The sequence below is a fragment of the Curtobacterium sp. PhB191 genome (assembly GCF_004346515.1).
Classification (GTDB): Bacteria; Actinomycetota; Actinomycetes; order Actinomycetales; family Microbacteriaceae; genus Curtobacterium.
This window is the reverse complement of sequence record NZ_SMBV01000002.1, coordinates 460,190-476,259: the sequence shown is the minus strand read 5'-3', so window position 1 is coordinate 476,259 and position 16,070 is coordinate 460,190. Positions and strand designations below refer to the sequence as shown.

The window sequence follows — 16,070 nt, the reverse complement described above, 5'->3', positions numbered from 1 at the left end:
CGCTACCAGCGCGGGGTGGTGACGCCCGCGCCGTCCGCCCACTCGAAGACCTGGCGGCCGTCGATCCAGACGCGCGTCGCGCGACTGGTCGCGTCGAGCGGGTCGCCGTCCCAGAGCACGAGGTCGGCGTCGTAGCCCGCGGCCAGCCGACCGACACGGTCACCGAAGCCCAGGAACTCGGCCGGGTTGACGGTGAGCGCCTCGAGCGCGGTCTGCGCGGGCAGGCCCTCCTTCACCGCGGCGGTGGCCTGGTCGACGAGCATGCCGATCGGCACGACGGGGGCGTCGGTGGTGATCGCGACCCGGACGCCGGCGGCGGCGATGGTGGCGAGGTTCGGGATGCCGCGGTCACGGAGCTCCACCTTCGAGCGGCTCGTGAACAGCGGGCCGTAGATGACCGGGATGTCCTTCTCGGCGAGCAGGCTGGCGATCTTGTGCGCCTCGGTGCCGTGGTTCACGACGAGTCGGTAGCCGAACTCCTCGGACAGCCGGATGGCGGTCGCGATGTCGTCGTGGCGGTGGGTGTGCTGGTCCCAGACGAGTTCGCCGTCGAGGACCCGGACGAGTGCCTCCTTCGTCAGGTCACGCGCGAACGGCTCACCCTTAGCGGCGGCGGCGTCACGGGCGGCACGGTAGTTCTGGGCCTCGACGAAGGCGTCACGGATGATCTTCGCGACGCCCAGGCGCGTCGACGGCGTCTGGCCCTTGCCGCCGTACACCCGCTTCGGGTTCTCGCCGAGCGCGCTCTTGATGCTCACCGAGTCCGAGATCAGCTGTTCGTCGACGGTGCGCCCGCCCCAGGTCTTGATGGCGACGGTCTGGCCGCCGATCGGGTTGCCGGACCCCGGCTTCACGACGATGCTCGTGATGCCCCCGCCGAGCGCGTCGCGGAAGCCCTCGTCGTCGATGTCGATCGCGTCGATCGCGCGGACCCCGGCCATGTTCGGGCCGGTCATCTCGTTCGTGTCGTTGCCGGCCTCGCCGTTCGCCTCCTCGTGGATGCCGACGTGGCCGTGCGACTCGACGAACCCGGGGACGAGCCACGCACCGGCGGCATCCACGACGGGGATCCCCGGAGGCGGTGTGACGTCCGGGCCGATCGCGGTGATGCGGCCGTCCTCGACGACGACCGCGCCGCCGTCGAAGGCGGGGGCGGAGACGGGGACGACGTGGGCACCGGTGATCGCGAAGGAGTTGCTCATGGCACCAACGCTACGCGGGCCGGCGAAATACGAATTCCTGGCGTCGGGCGTCCGGGGGTCCCTACGCTCCCGGCATGGTGCATCGGAACGAGACCCCGGACGTCCACGACGGCTCGACCGTGCTCGGGGGCCAGACCGCGCACAGCGGCGTGCTCGTGCACCGCGGATGGCCCGTGCACGGCAGCGCGGAGCGTCCGTGGCGCAGCGCCCGCCGGGGTTCCCGCGCCGACCGGATGACCACGTCCGTCCGGGTGTCGCTGCCGCCGAGGATCGCTCGTGCTCGGTGGGTGCCCGATGCCCGGACCGAGGCACTGCTCGATCGCGCAGCCGCGGCGCTCCGGTCGCTCGACGTCCACCACGGTTCCCGGCTCGCGCCGCTCGGGTCGGTGATCGGTCGGACCGAGGCCGTCGCCTCGTCCCGGATCGAGGACGAGTCCGCGTCGCTCGACGACTGCGCCCGAGCACTCGTGGGCATCCGCGCGAACCCGAGTGCGACCGTCGTCGTCCGCGCCGCCGGAGCGATCGAGGGGTTGGTCGCGGCAGCGGCCACGGGCGTGATCACCGAGGCCGCGCTGCTCGAGGCGCACCGGCTGCTCATGCGCGACGACCCGGTCGACGGGCGGTACGCCGGGCGCTACCGCAGCGTCCAGAACTGGATCGGTGGCGGTGACACCCCGCGGCTGGCGACGTACGTCCCGCCGCCGCCGGAGCTCGTCGCGCCCCTCATGGCCGACCTGTTCGCGTTCCTGCACCGGACGGACCTGCACCCGATCGCCCAGGCTGCGATCGGGCACGCCCAGTTCGAGTCGATCCACCCGTTCACCGACGGCAACGGCCGGATCGGACGTGCGCTGATCAGCGCCGTGCTGCGACGCCGGGGCGTCACGACGACGGTGACCGCGCCGATCGCCACCGCGCTCGCCGCGGATCGGGGCCGGTACTTCCGGCACCTCGAGCGGTACCGCGACGGGATCGTGGACGCCCTCGTGGCAGACGTCGCGATCGCCATCGGCACCGTGTGCGACGAGGCGACCGTGACCGCCCTGCTGCTCGACGAGCACGCGGCCGACCGGATGGCGGGTCCGTGCGCCACGAGAGCCCACGCCGTCGTCGGGCGGGCGCTCTCCGACGACCCGGTCCTGACCGAGGCCCGACTGCAGGACCTCCTCGCCGGTGTCGACGACGGACCGGTCGACGACGACCTGGCCGCCTCCGTGGCCGCAGACCTCGTGCGCGCCGGAGTGCTGCGTCCGGTCACCGAGCGGCGGCGTGACCGTGCCTGGGTCGCACCGGCCGTCGTGGACGAGCTCGAGGCCTTCGAGCAGCGGGTCCGCGCGGGGGTGGCGGGGCGGGCGCGGTCCGACCGGTTCCGGGCGGGGCGGTCGGCGGACGCGGTGCGACCGGTTCCGGACGGGGCGGCCGGCGGACGCGGCGCGACCGGTTCCGGGCGGCGTGACGCCCGGCTCGCCACGGGGCCGTGCGCATAGGGTGGGACGGTGAGCACCGAGCACTCCCAGGCCACCCCGCCCACCGCCGCCAAGCGGCCCGTGACGCGGACCCACCACGGCATCGACTTCGTCGACGACTACGAGTGGCTGCGTGACAAGGAGTCGCCGGACACCCTCGCCTACCTCGAGGCCGAGAACGCCTACACCGACGCCGCCACCGACCACCTCGCCCCGCTGCGCGACCGCGTCTTCGCCGAGGTCAAGAACCGTGTCCAGGAGACCGACCTCTCGGTGCCGGTGCGCATGGGCGGCTGGTGGTACTTCACCCGCACGGCCGAGGGCAGCCAGTACGGCGTGCACTGCCGTGCGCCGATCGCCGGTCCGGACGACTGGACCCCGCCGGCCGTCGTCGAGGGCGAGTCGACCCTCCCCGGCGAGCAGGTCGTCCTCGACGGCAACGCCCTGGCCGACGGCCACGAGTTCTTCTCCCTCGGCACCTACGACATCAGCGACGACGGCACCCGCCTGGTCTACGGCATCGACGTCGAGGGCGACGAGCGGTACACCCTGCACGTGCGCGACCTGGCCTCCGGCACCGACCTCGGCGACGCCATCCCGAACACCGGGGCAGGCGCGACCTTCGACCCGGCCGGCCGCTACGTCTTCTACCCGACGGTCGACGAGTCGTGGCGTCCGGACAAGATCTGGCGGCACGCCGTCGGCACTACAGCGTCCGACGACGTCCTGGTCTTCGAGGAGCCGGACGACCGCTACTGGGTCGGCGTCGGCGTCACCCGGTCGTCGCAGTACATCGTCATCGAGCTCGGGTCGAAGATCACGTCCGAGGCCCTGGTGCTCGACGCCGCCGACCCGACCGGCGAGTTCCAGGTCGTGTGGCCGCGACGCGACGGCGTCGAGTACGAGATCGAGCACGCCATCGTCGGCGGCAGCGACCGGTTCCTGGTGCTGCACAACGACGGTGCCGAGAACTTCGAGCTCGTCGACGTCCCCGCGGACGACCCCACGTCCGAGCGCGACCGCCGGGTCGTCGTGGCGCACCACACCGAGCGCCGCATCGAGTCCGTCGACGCCTTCGCCGGGCACCTCGCGCTCGAGTACCGCTCCGAGGCGCTCCCCCGCATCGCGATCATCCCCATCGAGGGCGACGGGTACGGCGACGCGCACGAGGTCCCCTTCGACGAAGCACTGTTCTCGGCCGGGCTCGGCGGCAACCCCGAGTGGGACCAGCCGACGCTCCGCATCGGGTTCACCTCGTTCGTCACCCCGTCCGAGGTCAGCGACCTGGACCTGGCGACCGGCCAGGTGACGGTCCTGAAGCGCCAGCCGGTGCTCGGCGGCTACGACCCCGCCGACTACGGGCAGGAGCGTGACTGGGCCACCGCGTCGGACGGCACCCGCGTGCCGATCTCGCTCGTCTGGCGCCGCGACGCCGTCGACGCGGACACCCCATCGCCGCTCCACCTGTACGGCTACGGCTCGTACGAGCACTCGATCGACCCGGGCTTCAGCGTCATGCGCCTGTCGATGCTCGACCGCGGCGTCGTCTTCGCGGTCGCTCACGTGCGCGGTGGCGGCGAGATGGGTCGCCACTGGTACGAGAACGGCAAGACCCTGACGAAGAAGAACACGTTCACCGACTTCGTCGCGGTCGCCGACCACCTGATCGAGTCCGGCCGCACCACCGCGGACCGGCTCGTGGCCGAGGGCGGCAGCGCCGGCGGGCTCCTGATGGGTGCGGTGGCGAACATCGCACCGGACCGGTTCGCCGGGATCGTCGCCGCGGTGCCGTTCGTCGACGCGCTCACGAGCATCCTCGACCCCGACCTGCCGCTGACCGTCATCGAGTGGGACGAGTGGGGCGACCCGCTGCACGACGCCGGGGTCTACCGCTACATGAGCGAGTACACCCCGTACGAGAACGTCCGCGACGACGTGCAGTACCCGCGGATCCTCGCCGTGACGTCGATCAACGACACCCGTGTGCTCTACGTCGAGCCAGCGAAGTGGACCGCGAAGCTGCGCGAGGTCGGGGCGCCGGTGCTGCTGAAGACCGAGATGTCCGCGGGCCACGGTGGCGTGAGCGGTCGGTACGCCTCGTGGAAGGAGCGAGCGTTCGAGCTCGCTTGGCTGCTCGACGTGCTCGGGCTGGCCGACGAGGCGCCCGCCGCCTGATGACTTGGTGAGCAGAAATGGTCGGGTTGCCCGCGGGCACCCGACCATTTCTGCTCACGAAGCGAACGCCCGCGGCCCGCGACCCGCGACTCACACGCGGTTGAGCGCGTGCACCGCCTCGTCGTAGGACTCCTCGGCCAGGCGCACCCGGTCCCCCGCGAGCACGCCGTAGCCGAACGTCCCCTCGCCGCCGCGTTCGGCGATCGCCGCGTTGGTCCGCAGCGCGTCGAGGGCGTGCAGCGATCGGACCCGCTCGGTCAGCACGTCGGCCGCGCTGCCGATCCGCTTCCAGAGCGCGTGCGGGAACGCGTCGTCGCCGAGGACGTCCATCGCCATCCGCGCCCGCATCGTGCCCTGCCAGGCGGCTTCGGTGGTCGCACGGTCGGCGGCCTCGCGCTCGGCGGCGGTGTCCGAGGTGTCGTCGGCGACCGCGGCCCGGACGAGCTCGCGGATGTGCGGCTTCACGACGGCGCCGACGTCCTGCGCGACCTTCTTCGGCGATCGGAGCGACCACTCGGTCGGGGTCGGCCGTTCGACGGCGTCGTCAAGCGCGTCGAGCAGCTCGAGGAACGGCTCACCGTGCACGAACGCGACGACGTCCCGCACCGACTGGTCGCGGCGTTCACGGGTCGAGGCCAGGATGCGTTCGCGGGTCATGGAGTCGACCAGGTCGTCCTGCGCCGGGGTCGACGCGCGCGGCAACCGGTCGATGAGGTACTCGTTGAGTGCTGCGCGCGCGGTCACGGCAGCCAGGCCGTCGGCCGCCTCGGCGGCGCGGTCGACGGTGTCGCCGGCGGCGAACGCCGGACGGTAGGCGCCGAGGATCGACGCGATCTCGAGGGCGGTCTCAGCCGTCTGCCGGAGGTCGGCCGCGTCGCCGGAGCGGAGCCGCGATTCCTGGCCGAGCAGCGCAGCGCGCAGCTTCCGCAGTCGCTTCGCGAGGACGCGTGCGGTCGTGCCCTTGTCCGGCTTCTCCTCGGTCTGGAGGCGCGGTGCCGGTGCTCCTGCCAGCCCGCGTGCCAGCTTGGACGCGACGGCGGCGGGGCCGGCGCCGACGGCCGCGAAGCGCGCGTCGAGGACCGCGAAGAGCTCGTGCGCGACCTGCGGGTCGACGTCGGCGACGGCCTCGACCTCGACCTCGCGCCAGGTGCGCGGCGTTTCGGGAGCGTCGTCGTCGAGGCGCTGCGCGGTCACCTGGTCGTCGGCGAGCTCGGCGACCTGGTCGCCGTCCTCGTCGAGCAGGCGGGTCACGGTGCGGGTGGTCGAGATGCGGACCACGGGGCGCAGGCCACGGCCGCGGCGCTCGGTGAAGAGCGCCGCGAGGACCTCGGTCGGCACCGTGTCGGCGTCGTCGGTCAGCGGGAAGTGCTGCTCGTGGCGGACCGTGTCCGACTCGGAGCGCTTGATGTGCCACCCGGCGTCGGGGCCACCGGTCCGCCGGCGGACCGTGACCCGCGCCGCCACCAGGTCGTACCGCTCGGTGTCCCAGTACGTCGCATCGAGCTCGAACGGCTCCTGGTGCTCGGTGCGGAGGATGCCACCGGCACCGACGAGGTCGGGCAGGGCACCGCCCTCTGGCAGGTCGTAGGTGCGCTCGATCTCGAGGTGGGTGTCACTCACACGGTCTTGTCTACCAGGGCTTCACCGTGCGCCTCGACCACCGCGGGCGCATCGGTGGAGAACCGTGACGCCACCACGGCTCCGACGACGGCGACCAGGAACGGGACGAGCTGCCCGATCCACGACACCAGCGCCATCGCGGAGTACGGGATCCCCGAGCCGTTCGCTGCTTCTGCGAGCGGGAACACCAGTACGGCAGCGACGACGGGCAGGACGAGGAGCGAGTACGTCCACACCGGTCGGCGGAGCACCACGAGCCAGACCGCGAGCAGCCCAGCCGCGATGACGCCGACCTGGACCGGGACGTACACGGGGACGTTGAGCGAACCGCTCGTGATCGCCCACCACACTGCGGCGATGGCGAACACGGCAACGGCACCGAGGACCCGGCGGCGGCGTGCGACGTCCGACACCAGCAGGACGCTCGTTGCGAGAGCGGCGCCCGGCACCACCGCGAGCCCGATCCCGACCATGTCGAAGACGAGGCGCGCCTCCGGCAGGCCGTTGTACCGCTGCAGGAGCGCGAGGACGCCCACCGAGACGACGTAGGACAGCACCGCGAGCGCGATGAGGACCGGGATCGTGCGGATGGTGTGCGGTGCAAAACGGACGGGTGTCGGCAGTGCGGTCATGGTGTCCCCCCAGGTGGAACGGTGGCCGGCGCGTCGGTGGAACAGCGCTGTGGTGAACGCGCCGAACGCGAGTGCAGTCGGCGAGAGGTCGAGTTCGTGGGCATCGCGCACGTCGGCGAGCCACTGCTCGCGGCGGGCGGCGCGGTGTGCTGCGGGTGAGACGGCGACGGCGACCCCCACGAGCACCCGGTCGAGCGCGCTCACGAGGTCACCGGCCGGTGGGCCGAGCGAGCCGGACGAGCGGGCGTCGCGGCGGAGGGACGCGCGGCGACGAGGTCGCGTGCGGCGTCGACCCCGTCGGGCGTGAACTCGTAGAGCCGACGACGCGGCCCCGGTCGGTCGGTCTCGTCGTCCCACGACGACGTGATCCACCCCTGCCGCTCGAGTCGCTCGAGGATCGGGTAGACGGTGCCGGCCTGGCGCCCGGTGGCCTTGATGACGAGCAACCCCCATGCCGGGCCGTCGACGGTCAGCAGTGCGTCGAGCACGTCGAGCGTCGGAGCGGTGATGCGTTGGATCGGATCCATGCGGCTTAACCTAGCTATATCGGATAAGCGCGTCAAGGCCGTCCAGAAAGCGGGGTTAGCCTGGCGCCATGAGCGACACGATCACCCGCGAGCAGTTCACCCCCGAAGCCGGCGGCGTCACGATGTTCACGACCACGTGGTGCGGCTACTGCGCCCGGTTGAAGAACCAGATGACGAAGGCCGGCGTGCCCTTCACCGAGGTCGACATCGAGCAGACCCCGGGCACGGCGGAACTCGTCGCCGAGGTCAACGGCGGCAACCAGACCGTTCCGACGCTCGTGTTCCCCGACGGCAGCACGGCGACGAACCCATCGCTGGCCGAGGTGCAGTCCCGCATCTGAGCGGCGACGTACCGCACACACGCATCTGAGCGGCGGAGCCCCGCACAACCGAAGTCCGTCCGAACCGCGTGATCACGTGGTTCGGACGGACTTTGGTCGTGCTGAACTGATGCGCGCCGCGCGACGCGGTCCCTAGCCCCCGAGCGCCTCGGTCAGCAGCGCGGCCATGGCGTCGAGCTGGATGTCGCCGGAGTCGACGAGTTCCTCGTCCGAACCGTCGAGCGCGCGGGCGGCCAGGGACGCCTTCGAGTCGATGAGCTCGGCGATCTTGGTGTCGATCGTCTGCGCGGCGATGATGCGCCACGCGGTGACGGGCTCTTCCTGCCCGATGCGGTGCACGCGGTCGATCGCCTGGGTCTGCTCGGCGCTCGTCCACGACAGCTCGGCGAGCACGACGTTGGACGCCACCTGCAGGTTCAGGCCCACGCCGGCCGCGGTGAGCGAGCAGACGATCACGGCGACGTCGGGGTCGTTCACGAACGAGTCGATCTGCGCCGTGCGCTGCGTGGCCGTCTGATCGCCGCGGATCGTGGCGGTGCGCAGGCCACGTCGAGCGAAGACCTCTTCTGCCTGGTCCATCACGTCGAGGTGCTTCGCGAAGAACACGACCTTGCCGACGTTCGACGCGAGTTGCGCGGCGTAGTCCGCTGCGAGCTGGGCCTTGGCGCGACCGATGCGTCGGACCATCGAGAACACGTTCTCGCCGGTCGACGAGGCGTCCTGGTCCTCGAGCTCCCAGCGGGCGACCTGCCGGACGAGCTTGTGGTCGATGCCGACGACCGGGTCCTGCCCGGTGCGGGCGTCGAGCGCCTGGTGGTACCGGCGGACGAGCTTCGCGGTGAGCTCGCGCTCGGCGTCGCGGATGGAGCGGCCCTCGTCGCCGTCGAGCTCGACGGGGATGTCAGCGATCCGGCGGGCCGGGATGTCCGCGGCGACGTCGACCTTGCGGCGTCGGACGATGCCCTGGTCGATGACGGCACGACGGGCCTCGACGAAGAAGCCCTGGTCGGCGGGGGTCAGACCGATCTCCTCGAGCTCGTTCATGAGCTTCGCGCGGGGCTTCTTGTCGTCGATCCAGCCGAGGTACTCCCAGATGGTGCGGAAGTCCTCGACCGAGTTGATGAGCGGGGTGCCCGTCAGCGCCATGAGCAGCGGTGCTGCGGTGCGCTGCCGGATGCGGTCGGCGATCTGCAGCACGAACCGTGCCCGCTGCGAGTCCTTGTTCTTGATGAAGTGCGCCTCGTCGACGACCATGCCCTTGAAGCCGAAGCCCCCGAGCCAGCCGGCGTGCCGGTCGAGGATCTCGTAGTTCACGATGATGATGTCGGCGAACCCGTCGAGGTCGTTGCCGTCCCCGTGGATGACGGTGGCGCGGTGGTTCGGCACCCAGCGCTCGGCTTCGCGCGCCCAGTTCGTCTTGACGACGTTCGGCACGACGACGAGCAGCGGGAACGCGTTCGCGGCGTCGGCGGCGAGCAGCGACTGCGCCGTCTTGCCGAGGCCCGGCTCGTCGGCGAGCAGGAACGTGCGGTGCCCCTGCGACGCGGCAGCGACCAGTTCGGCCTGGTGCTTCATCAGCGTGGTGCCGGACCGGGAGTGCAGCGAGGTCGGCTCGGGCAGCGGCATCGTCGCCGCTCCCCCGCCTGCGCCGTACTCGAACGACTTGAACAGCGGACCGAAGAGCTCCCAGTTCGCCAGTCGACGCGGGTGCGCGACGGGCTGGTCGGCGAGCGCGAAGTCCGGCGGCAGGAACGGGTTCGCGAGCTGACGCTGCACGACCGCCTGCGGGGTGACCGCGCGCACCGGGGTCTCGGCGACCGGGGTGGGCTCGGCCGCGATGACGAGGTCCTCCGGCTGCAGCTCCATGCCGCCGGCGATCATCATGTCGCGCTTGACGGCGCGGGTCGCCTCGGAGACCTGCACCTCTTCCGCGAGCAGCTGGATGACGCTGGTGTCTCGGGCCGCGGTCTTCGCGAGGATCGTCGCGACGCCGTCGAGCCGCTTGAGCTGCTCGGCGCGCTGCGAGTCGGTGAGGTCGGTGTCGCCCTTCACCCGTGCGCGCTCTTCGCGCATGAGCAGTGCGACGGCTTGGAACTTCGTCCGGTTCGTCGCCTTGAGCGGTCCGCGCTGCGCCGCCGCCTCGACCTCGCGCACCGCGCGGGCGAGGACGGGGATCACGCCGTCGTTGTCCAGCGGCCTCGTCCGACGTGACGCGGTCCGCGTCCCGCCGGCAGCTCGCCGGGTGCCTGATCGAGCCAACGCTCCTCCTGTTCCGCCCACGCATCGGGGCGAGCCGCCCGTGGGGCGGAAGTCCTGCACCGGGGCCTGACACGGCTCCGGTTCGGCTGCGGGCCACCGTGGCCCACCGCATCGCCGGTCCCCGCTTCGGGACGTCCGGTGGAGTCCCGCGGACCGTTCCACCGCGAGCGCCTGCTCGGCGCCGGGTGCGACGGTCCGCGCCGGGATCCGGCGTCGTCACACGCACGTGACGCCCCCGCGGGGCGGTCACGGCCCGGTTCCCGCGTCGATCAAGTGATCGACGGCTGCGTCCGGAATCGACGCGGCACGCGGGAACGCGGTGCGTGCGCGCTCAGTTTACTCCCCGACCCCCGACAGAGGCGACTCCTCGTCGCCCGCGCGCGTCGCGCCTCCTGGAATGCCCCGTGTGCCGGCCGGGAGGCACGGTGCGGGCCCGCCACGCGCCTCCCGTCCGACGCCGGTCGCGTCCACCCCGCCGACGCGACAGATCCCGGGTCCCCACGCCGACCACCCCGCGTAAGCGACAGATCCCGGATCCCCACGCCGACCACCCCGCCGAAGCGACAGATTGCCGCCGACGTTCCGCGCAGATCTGTCGTTTTCGCGACGGGAACTGGGAGCCGTCAGACGCGGGGCGCGGACCGCGGGCGGACCAGGCCGGCCGCCGGCAGGACCGGAGCAGCCTCGGCCAACGCGGCCCGCGTCGCCGCGAGGAGCTGCTCGGCGGTCTGGATGCCGTTCGCGGAGCCGGTGGTCGCCTGGCCGCCGGCGTGGGCGAGCAGCTGGGCACCGATGGCGGGCCCGATGCGGTCGGCCTCGCGCGGGTTGCGGGCGACCCAGTCGCGGGCGATCGCGTCGGCGAGGCGCTCGGCCGCGGCTCCGCGGTCGGCGTCGCCGCGCGATCGGTGCCAGAGGCCGGTGACGACCAGGTGCGCGACGACCGCCCCGATGTCACGGACCGGGAAGCCCCACCCCGCGGTGTCGATGTCCAGCAGGCCGGAGATGCGCCAGGGCTCGTCCTCGTCGACGAAGACCTGCTCGAGGTGCAGGTCGCCGTGCACGACCTGCTTCGTCGCGCTCGTCCAGCCGATCGACCGGCGGCCGATGGCGTCGTACAGGCGGTCGATCTCGTCGGCGTCCTGCGGCAACGCGGCGATGAGCGTGCGGCGGTGCCAGTCGGCGTGGTCCATCGCGTCGGCACGGGCCTGCTGGGTCATCGGGACGGTCGCGACCCGACCGCTCAGGGCGGCCAGCGACGCGACGAACCGCGGGTCGTCGGCGATGTCGAGGATGCGGCTGCCGGCCGGCACGCCGCGGATCCGCTCGAGTACGAGGAGCCCGTCGCCGCGGCTGGACAGCACGCGGGGCACGGGCAGGCCCGCCGCCACGAACTGCTCGTGCGACTTCACGATCGGCGCGACCCGGTGCGGACGGACGATCTTCAGGAACAGGGTGCGCTCGGGGGCGTCCACCCGCACCACCGCACGCTTGCCCGGTCGGTACGCGGCCACCGTGAGCACCGGGTCGGTGACCGGCATGCCGAGCGTCGTCAGGAGCTCGGCGACCGCGTCGCGGTAGGTCACCTGCGGCAGCACCGGCAGACCCGGGTCGTTCGGGTACGCCCACACCGAGACGGGTTCGCCGGTCGCGGGGTCGGTGACGATCGCACTGTTCTGGTCGTGCGCGCCGCCGGTGTCGACGTACGTCAGGACGGTGGCGCGCTGGCCGTTCCGGTCGACGGTGTCGACCTCGTAGCCGTACAGGTAGCCGTTGCCCGAGGGCTCGACGGAGTGCGCCCTTGCGGCCACGACGGAGGTCCCGGAGCCGGCGAAGGCCTGCGGGATGACGCGCTCATGGTTGGGCCACACGACATCAGTCAACCGTGTCCGGACGTTTTCGTCGCGTTCGTGCACGGCTCGGCGTGCGGGCGGTGGCTAGCGTGGTCGAGGTGAACCCGGTCGCGCGTCTCCGCAGCTCCAGTCGCACGCCGTTCCTGCAGGTCGTGAAGACCGCGGTCGCGGTCGTCGCGGCGGTGCTGCTGTGCCGGCTGCTGATCCAGGGACCGTTCCCGACCTTCGCCGCGATCGCCGCGCTGCTCGTCGTGCAGCCGAGCATCAACCAGTCGTTCGTCAAGGGCCTCGAGCGGAGCGCCGGTGTCGTGCTCGGCGTGCTGCTCGCCACCGGGTTCCACCTGCTGCTCGGCGACTCGGTGTGGGTCGTCCTGCTCGTGGTCGTGCTCGCCATCCTCATCGCCTGGGTGCTCCGGCTGACCCCGACCTCGGCCACCCAGGTCAGCATCAGCGGGATGCTCGTGCTCACCGCGGGGGTCGTCACGCCGAACTACTCGGCCGACCGGATCCTCGAGACGGTGATCGGTGCGGTCGTCGCCCTCGTCGTGAACGCCCTGATCATCCCGCCGGTCCTGCTCGAGCCGGCGCACCTCGCCGTCGCCCGACTCGCCCGCGACACCGCCGTGGCCTTCGAACGCGTCGCGATCGGCCTGACCGAGGGGTGGGACCGCGACCGGTGGCAGGACGCCCTGGTGCGGGCCCGCGCGCTCCGGCAGCAGCACGCGAAGACCGAGGCATCACTGAACGCGGCCCGCGAGTCCCTGACGATGAACCCGCGTGGCGGCCGGCACCGCACGATCCTCGACCGCGACGTCGCCATCACCGAGCACCTGCGCGTCCTGGTCACGCGCGTCACCGGCATGACCCGGGCGATCCACGACAACACCGCACCAGACCTGCGCGCCGATCCGGTGGTCGGCGGCATCGCGACCGAGGTGGCCCGGATCGGCTCGGACGTCCGCGCGCTGAGCGCCCGGGTCGAGTCGACACGGCTGGACCCGTCGTTCGCCGCGGGCGCCGGTCGGGACGATGCCGGGGTGGCGACCGCGGAACCCGCGCTGACCGCGCCGATGGAGATCGTGCGACCGAACTCACGGCACTGGGTGCTCATCGGTGCCCTGCTCGAGGACGTCCGACGCGTGCGCGAGGAGCTGCTCGGCGAGGACGACTGACGCCGCTCGGGCGCTGCGTGCCGGTGCCGGTCGGGCGCGGCCTGCCAGTGCTGGTCAGCGCGTGGCGCGTGCGGCTTCGGCCGCCGTCTGCACGACGTCGTCCCAGATCACCGCGGCCGGCACGGCGGGATCGGTGCCGGGCACGCCGACGTCGGCGAACCGGCTGATCTCCGCGACGACGGCCTCGGTGCCGACTTCGCGCGCCGCGCGGCTCGCCACGTCGGGGACGGCCGTCCGCAGTTCGGCGACCACGCGGTCGCGGCGGACGCCCTCCATCTGGCCGAGTGCGCCGATGCCCTTCCACGCGGCGTCGAGCTCCGCGCGGAGACGGACGATGGCCGGGTGGTCGACGGACGGGTGGTCGACGGACGCGTGGTCGATCGGGTCGTTCATGGTGCCCCCTGGTGCAACGGACCGCCCTTCGGGTAAGCGCTGTCCGCCAGGTGATCCTACCAATGAAGCAAGAAGTCCTCATGTCCCTAGAACGCGGGACAGACCGTTCTGCCCGGTGGCCTGGCAGCCACGGTACCCGCTCCTGTGACGAGATTCAGTGAGTTCGGCCCGGGCATCGGCCCTCCGCGCCCGTTCGATGCCACGATGGGTCCGAGGAGGTCCACTATGCGGCTGTTGGTGGTCGAGGACGACGACGAGATGCGTGCCCTGATGGAGCGCGGTCTCGCTGCCGAGGGGTACCGCGTGACGGCGGTGGAGAACGGGGTCGAGGCGCTCATCGCCCTCGGCGAGCAGGCGTTCGACCTGGCCGTCGTGGACGTGATGATGCCCGGCATGTCCGGGTTCGAGCTCGCACGACGCATCCGCGAGCGCGAGGACCCCGTGCGGATCCTGCTCGTCACCGCGCGCGACGCCGTGGACGACCGCGTGTTCGGCCTCGACGCCGGCGCGGACGACTACCTCACCAAGCCGTTCGCGTTCGCCGAGCTCACCGCCCGGCTCCGCGCCCTCGGTCGCCGCGAGTCCGCCGGGGCACCCCGCACGATCGAGGTCGGCGACGTCTCGATCGACTCCGAGGCCCGTCGCATCTCGATCAAGGGCCAGCGCGTCGCCGTCAGCCCGACCGAGTTCGCGCTGCTCCGCCTGCTGGCTCGCTCCGCTGGCAGCGTGGTCGACCGGCCGAAGATCCTCGAAGAGGTCTGGGACGGCTCGCAGCACGTCGACCCGAACGTCGTCGAGCAGTACATCTCGTACCTCCGCAAGAAGCTCGTTGCCCACGAGGCCACCGTCGCGATCGCCACCGTGCGCGGCCGCGGGTACCGCCTGGATCTGCTCGGGGCGTGAGCGGGGCCTCCGCTCGCCCGGGGCCGGACCGCCCACAACGCGGTCTGGTCCGCCCCCTGCGCCTGCTGTCCCTGCGGGCACGGATCACGATCGGCTCGACGGCGATCGCCGCGGTCGTGATCGTGCTGCTCGTGCTGGTGATGCGGTTCCAGGTGGTCAGCGTCGTCGCGAGTGCGACCCGCACCCTGTTGGACGCCGACGCCGACCCGTACGTCGCCACGCTCGAGGTGGACAGCGATCCCGACCTGTCCCCGCCGGGCAACGCGCAGCTCGTCGCCGTGGTCTCACCGTCCGGCGACATCGTGCTCTCGACGATGCCCACCCGGGTGGAGAGCGCTCTCGGCAGCCTGACCTCCACTCCGGCCGGCACCTCGATCATCCGGGTGTCCGGGTCCGAGTACCGCGTGGTCGTCGAACACCCCGTGAACCAGGCCGGCCGGTGGACGGTCGTCGCCGCCCGGAACTCGCAGGCCGAGGCGATCGTGGTCGACGACCTCACCTCGACCCTGTCGCTCACCGGCGTCGCGATCCTGCTCGCCTTCGGCGTCGCTTCGTGGATCCTGGCGACCGCGGCACTCCGTCCCGTCAACCGCATGCGCCGAGAGGCCGAGCGGCTGTCCGTCGCGCCCGAACGGGCCGAGCTGCCCGTCGGCCCCGCGCAGGACGAACTCGCGTCCCTGGCCACGACCCTCAACGCCTTCCTCGCCCGCACGCGCCAGGCCACCGAGCGGGAACGGCAGATGGTGTCCGACGCCAGCCACGAGCTCCGCACACCGCTCGCCATCCTGACCACCCAGCTCGACCTGGCGTCGCTCGACGGTGACGACGCCGCCGCCCTGGCTGCCCACATCGAGCGCGCCAAGCACAGCGTCGCCCGGCTCTCCCGGTTGGCGAACGACCTGCTCGCGTTGTCGCGGATCGAGGAGTCCGAACGGCGGGAACAGGACGGCGACCAGCGCCCGGAGACCGCCTGGTCCGACCTCGGCGACGAGGTCATGGCGGCCGTCGACCGGGTCCGGCTCATCGCGTCGGCCAAGGACGTCACCGTCGACTTCGACCTCGAGGCCCCGGTGGCCGTCGGTGGCTCCGGGCCCGGCATCGGCGGTGGGACCCACGAGCCCCGCTACCGGCTCGACACCGGCGGCATGGCGCAGCTCGTCACGAACATCGCGGACAACGCGGTGTCGGCGCTCCCCCGCGGTGGCGGCATCTTCGTGTCCTGGCGCAGCACCGGCGGCGAGGGCGTCCTGCAGGTCACCGACGACGGCCCCGGTGTCCCCGAGTCGTTCATCCCGGTGGCGTTCGACCGGTTCACCCGACCGGACGAGGCCCGGAAGTCGCGCCCGAACCCCGACCCGGCCACCGGTGCGATCGCCCTGCCGGGTGGATCCGGGCTGGGGCTCGCGATCGTCCGTGCGGTGGCCGAACGCGCCGGCGGGACGGCGTCGCTGCGGAACGTGCGCTCCGGCGGACTCGAGGTCACGGTGCGACTGCCCGAGGTCGAGTAACCGCGCGCCTCCTCCGCGCCCG

13 protein-coding genes are annotated in these 16,070 nt (G+C 72.3%); 6 read left to right on the top strand and 7 right to left on the bottom strand.

The window, feature by feature from the left end:
• Positions 1–2 precede the first annotated feature (2 nt).
• Positions 3–1,202: an amidohydrolase gene (locus tag EDF48_RS05390; RefSeq protein ID WP_131878583.1), complete on the bottom strand. Its 1,200-nt coding sequence runs from the start codon at positions 1,200–1,202 to the stop codon at positions 3–5.
• Between the two features lie 74 nt (positions 1,203–1,276).
• Here EDF48_RS05390 and EDF48_RS05385 point away from each other — a divergent pair, with 74 nt between their 5' ends.
• Complete coding sequence (locus EDF48_RS05385; RefSeq protein ID WP_131878581.1) at positions 1,277–2,689, top strand: Fic family protein; 1,413 nt, start codon at positions 1,277–1,279, stop codon at positions 2,687–2,689.
• Between the two features lie 9 nt (positions 2,690–2,698).
• Positions 2,699–4,843: a S9 family peptidase gene (locus EDF48_RS05380; RefSeq protein ID WP_131878579.1), complete on the top strand. Its 2,145-nt coding sequence runs from the start codon at positions 2,699–2,701 to the stop codon at positions 4,841–4,843.
• Between the two features lie 90 nt (positions 4,844–4,933).
• Here the strand turns inward: EDF48_RS05380 and EDF48_RS05375 are convergent, their stop codons facing one another.
• The 3 genes from EDF48_RS05375 to EDF48_RS05365 are packed head-to-tail and all read right to left on the bottom strand — an operon-like array spanning position 4,934 to position 7,622.
• Positions 4,934–6,463, bottom strand: a complete 1,530-nt coding sequence (locus EDF48_RS05375) for a CYTH domain-containing protein (protein WP_131878577.1) — start codon at positions 6,461–6,463, stop codon at positions 4,934–4,936.
• On the bottom strand, positions 6,460–7,299 hold the full coding sequence (locus EDF48_RS05370; protein ID WP_131878576.1) for a hypothetical protein: 840 nt from the start codon (positions 7,297–7,299) through the stop codon (positions 6,460–6,462). Before EDF48_RS05370 ends, EDF48_RS05375 begins: the two co-directional genes overlap by 4 nt.
• Positions 7,296–7,622: a helix-turn-helix transcriptional regulator gene (locus EDF48_RS05365; RefSeq protein ID WP_111084553.1), complete on the bottom strand. Its 327-nt coding sequence runs from the start codon at positions 7,620–7,622 to the stop codon at positions 7,296–7,298. The genes EDF48_RS05370 and EDF48_RS05365 overlap by 4 nt, the downstream gene beginning before the upstream one ends.
• A gap of 68 nt (positions 7,623–7,690) precedes the next feature.
• Between EDF48_RS05365 and EDF48_RS05360 the strand changes: the two genes are divergently transcribed.
• Positions 7,691–7,963 (top strand): mycoredoxin, encoded by a 273-nt coding sequence (locus EDF48_RS05360; protein ID WP_123293947.1) that lies wholly within the window; start codon positions 7,691–7,693, stop codon positions 7,961–7,963.
• Between the two features lie 132 nt (positions 7,964–8,095).
• On the opposite strand, the gene EDF48_RS05355 is transcribed toward EDF48_RS05360, so the two are convergent.
• The gene (locus EDF48_RS05355) at positions 8,096–10,222 is read right to left on the bottom strand and encodes a DEAD/DEAH box helicase (protein ID WP_165901102.1); all 2,127 of its coding nucleotides are present in this window, start codon (positions 10,220–10,222) and stop codon (positions 8,096–8,098) included.
• 623 nt (positions 10,223–10,845) lie between these two features.
• Positions 10,846–12,090, bottom strand: coding sequence for an aminoglycoside phosphotransferase family protein (locus EDF48_RS05350; protein ID WP_111084551.1), 1,245 nt, complete (start codon positions 12,088–12,090; stop codon positions 10,846–10,848).
• Between the two features lie 80 nt (positions 12,091–12,170).
• Here EDF48_RS05350 and EDF48_RS05345 point away from each other — a divergent pair, with 80 nt between their 5' ends.
• Entirely contained in the window at positions 12,171–13,244 is a 1,074-nt protein-coding gene (locus EDF48_RS05345) for an aromatic acid exporter family protein (protein ID WP_123938833.1), read from the top strand.
• A gap of 54 nt (positions 13,245–13,298) precedes the next feature.
• Here the strand turns inward: EDF48_RS05345 and EDF48_RS05340 are convergent, their stop codons facing one another.
• Complete coding sequence (locus tag EDF48_RS05340) at positions 13,299–13,637, bottom strand: hypothetical protein (RefSeq protein ID WP_111084550.1); 339 nt, start codon at positions 13,635–13,637, stop codon at positions 13,299–13,301.
• A gap of 225 nt (positions 13,638–13,862) precedes the next feature.
• Here EDF48_RS05340 and EDF48_RS05335 point away from each other — a divergent pair, with 225 nt between their 5' ends.
• A complete protein-coding gene (locus tag EDF48_RS05335; protein ID WP_111084549.1) occupies positions 13,863–14,540 on the top strand; it encodes a response regulator transcription factor in 678 nt (225 codons plus the stop codon).
• Entirely contained in the window at positions 14,537–16,048 is a 1,512-nt protein-coding gene (locus EDF48_RS05330) for a HAMP domain-containing sensor histidine kinase (protein WP_131878574.1), read from the top strand. Before EDF48_RS05335 ends, EDF48_RS05330 begins: the two co-directional genes overlap by 4 nt.
• The last annotated feature ends 22 nt before the right edge of the window (positions 16,049–16,070 follow it).

Coding starts and splice junctions, on each gene's coding strand:
- EDF48_RS05390 (WP_131878583.1), bottom strand. CDS start 1,202: ATGAGCAACTCCTTCGCGATCACCGGTGCCCACGTCGTCCCCGTCTCC.
- EDF48_RS05385 (WP_131878581.1), top strand. CDS start 1,277: ATGGTGCATCGGAACGAGACCCCGGACGTCCACGACGGCTCGACCGTG.
- EDF48_RS05365 (WP_111084553.1), bottom strand. CDS start 7,622: ATGGATCCGATCCAACGCATCACCGCTCCGACGCTCGACGTGCTCGAC.
- EDF48_RS05360 (WP_123293947.1), top strand. CDS start 7,691: ATGAGCGACACGATCACCCGCGAGCAGTTCACCCCCGAAGCCGGCGGC.
- EDF48_RS05340 (WP_111084550.1), bottom strand. CDS start 13,637: ATGAACGACCCGATCGACCACGCGTCCGTCGACCACCCGTCCGTCGAC.
- EDF48_RS05335 (WP_111084549.1), top strand. CDS start 13,863: ATGCGGCTGTTGGTGGTCGAGGACGACGACGAGATGCGTGCCCTGATG.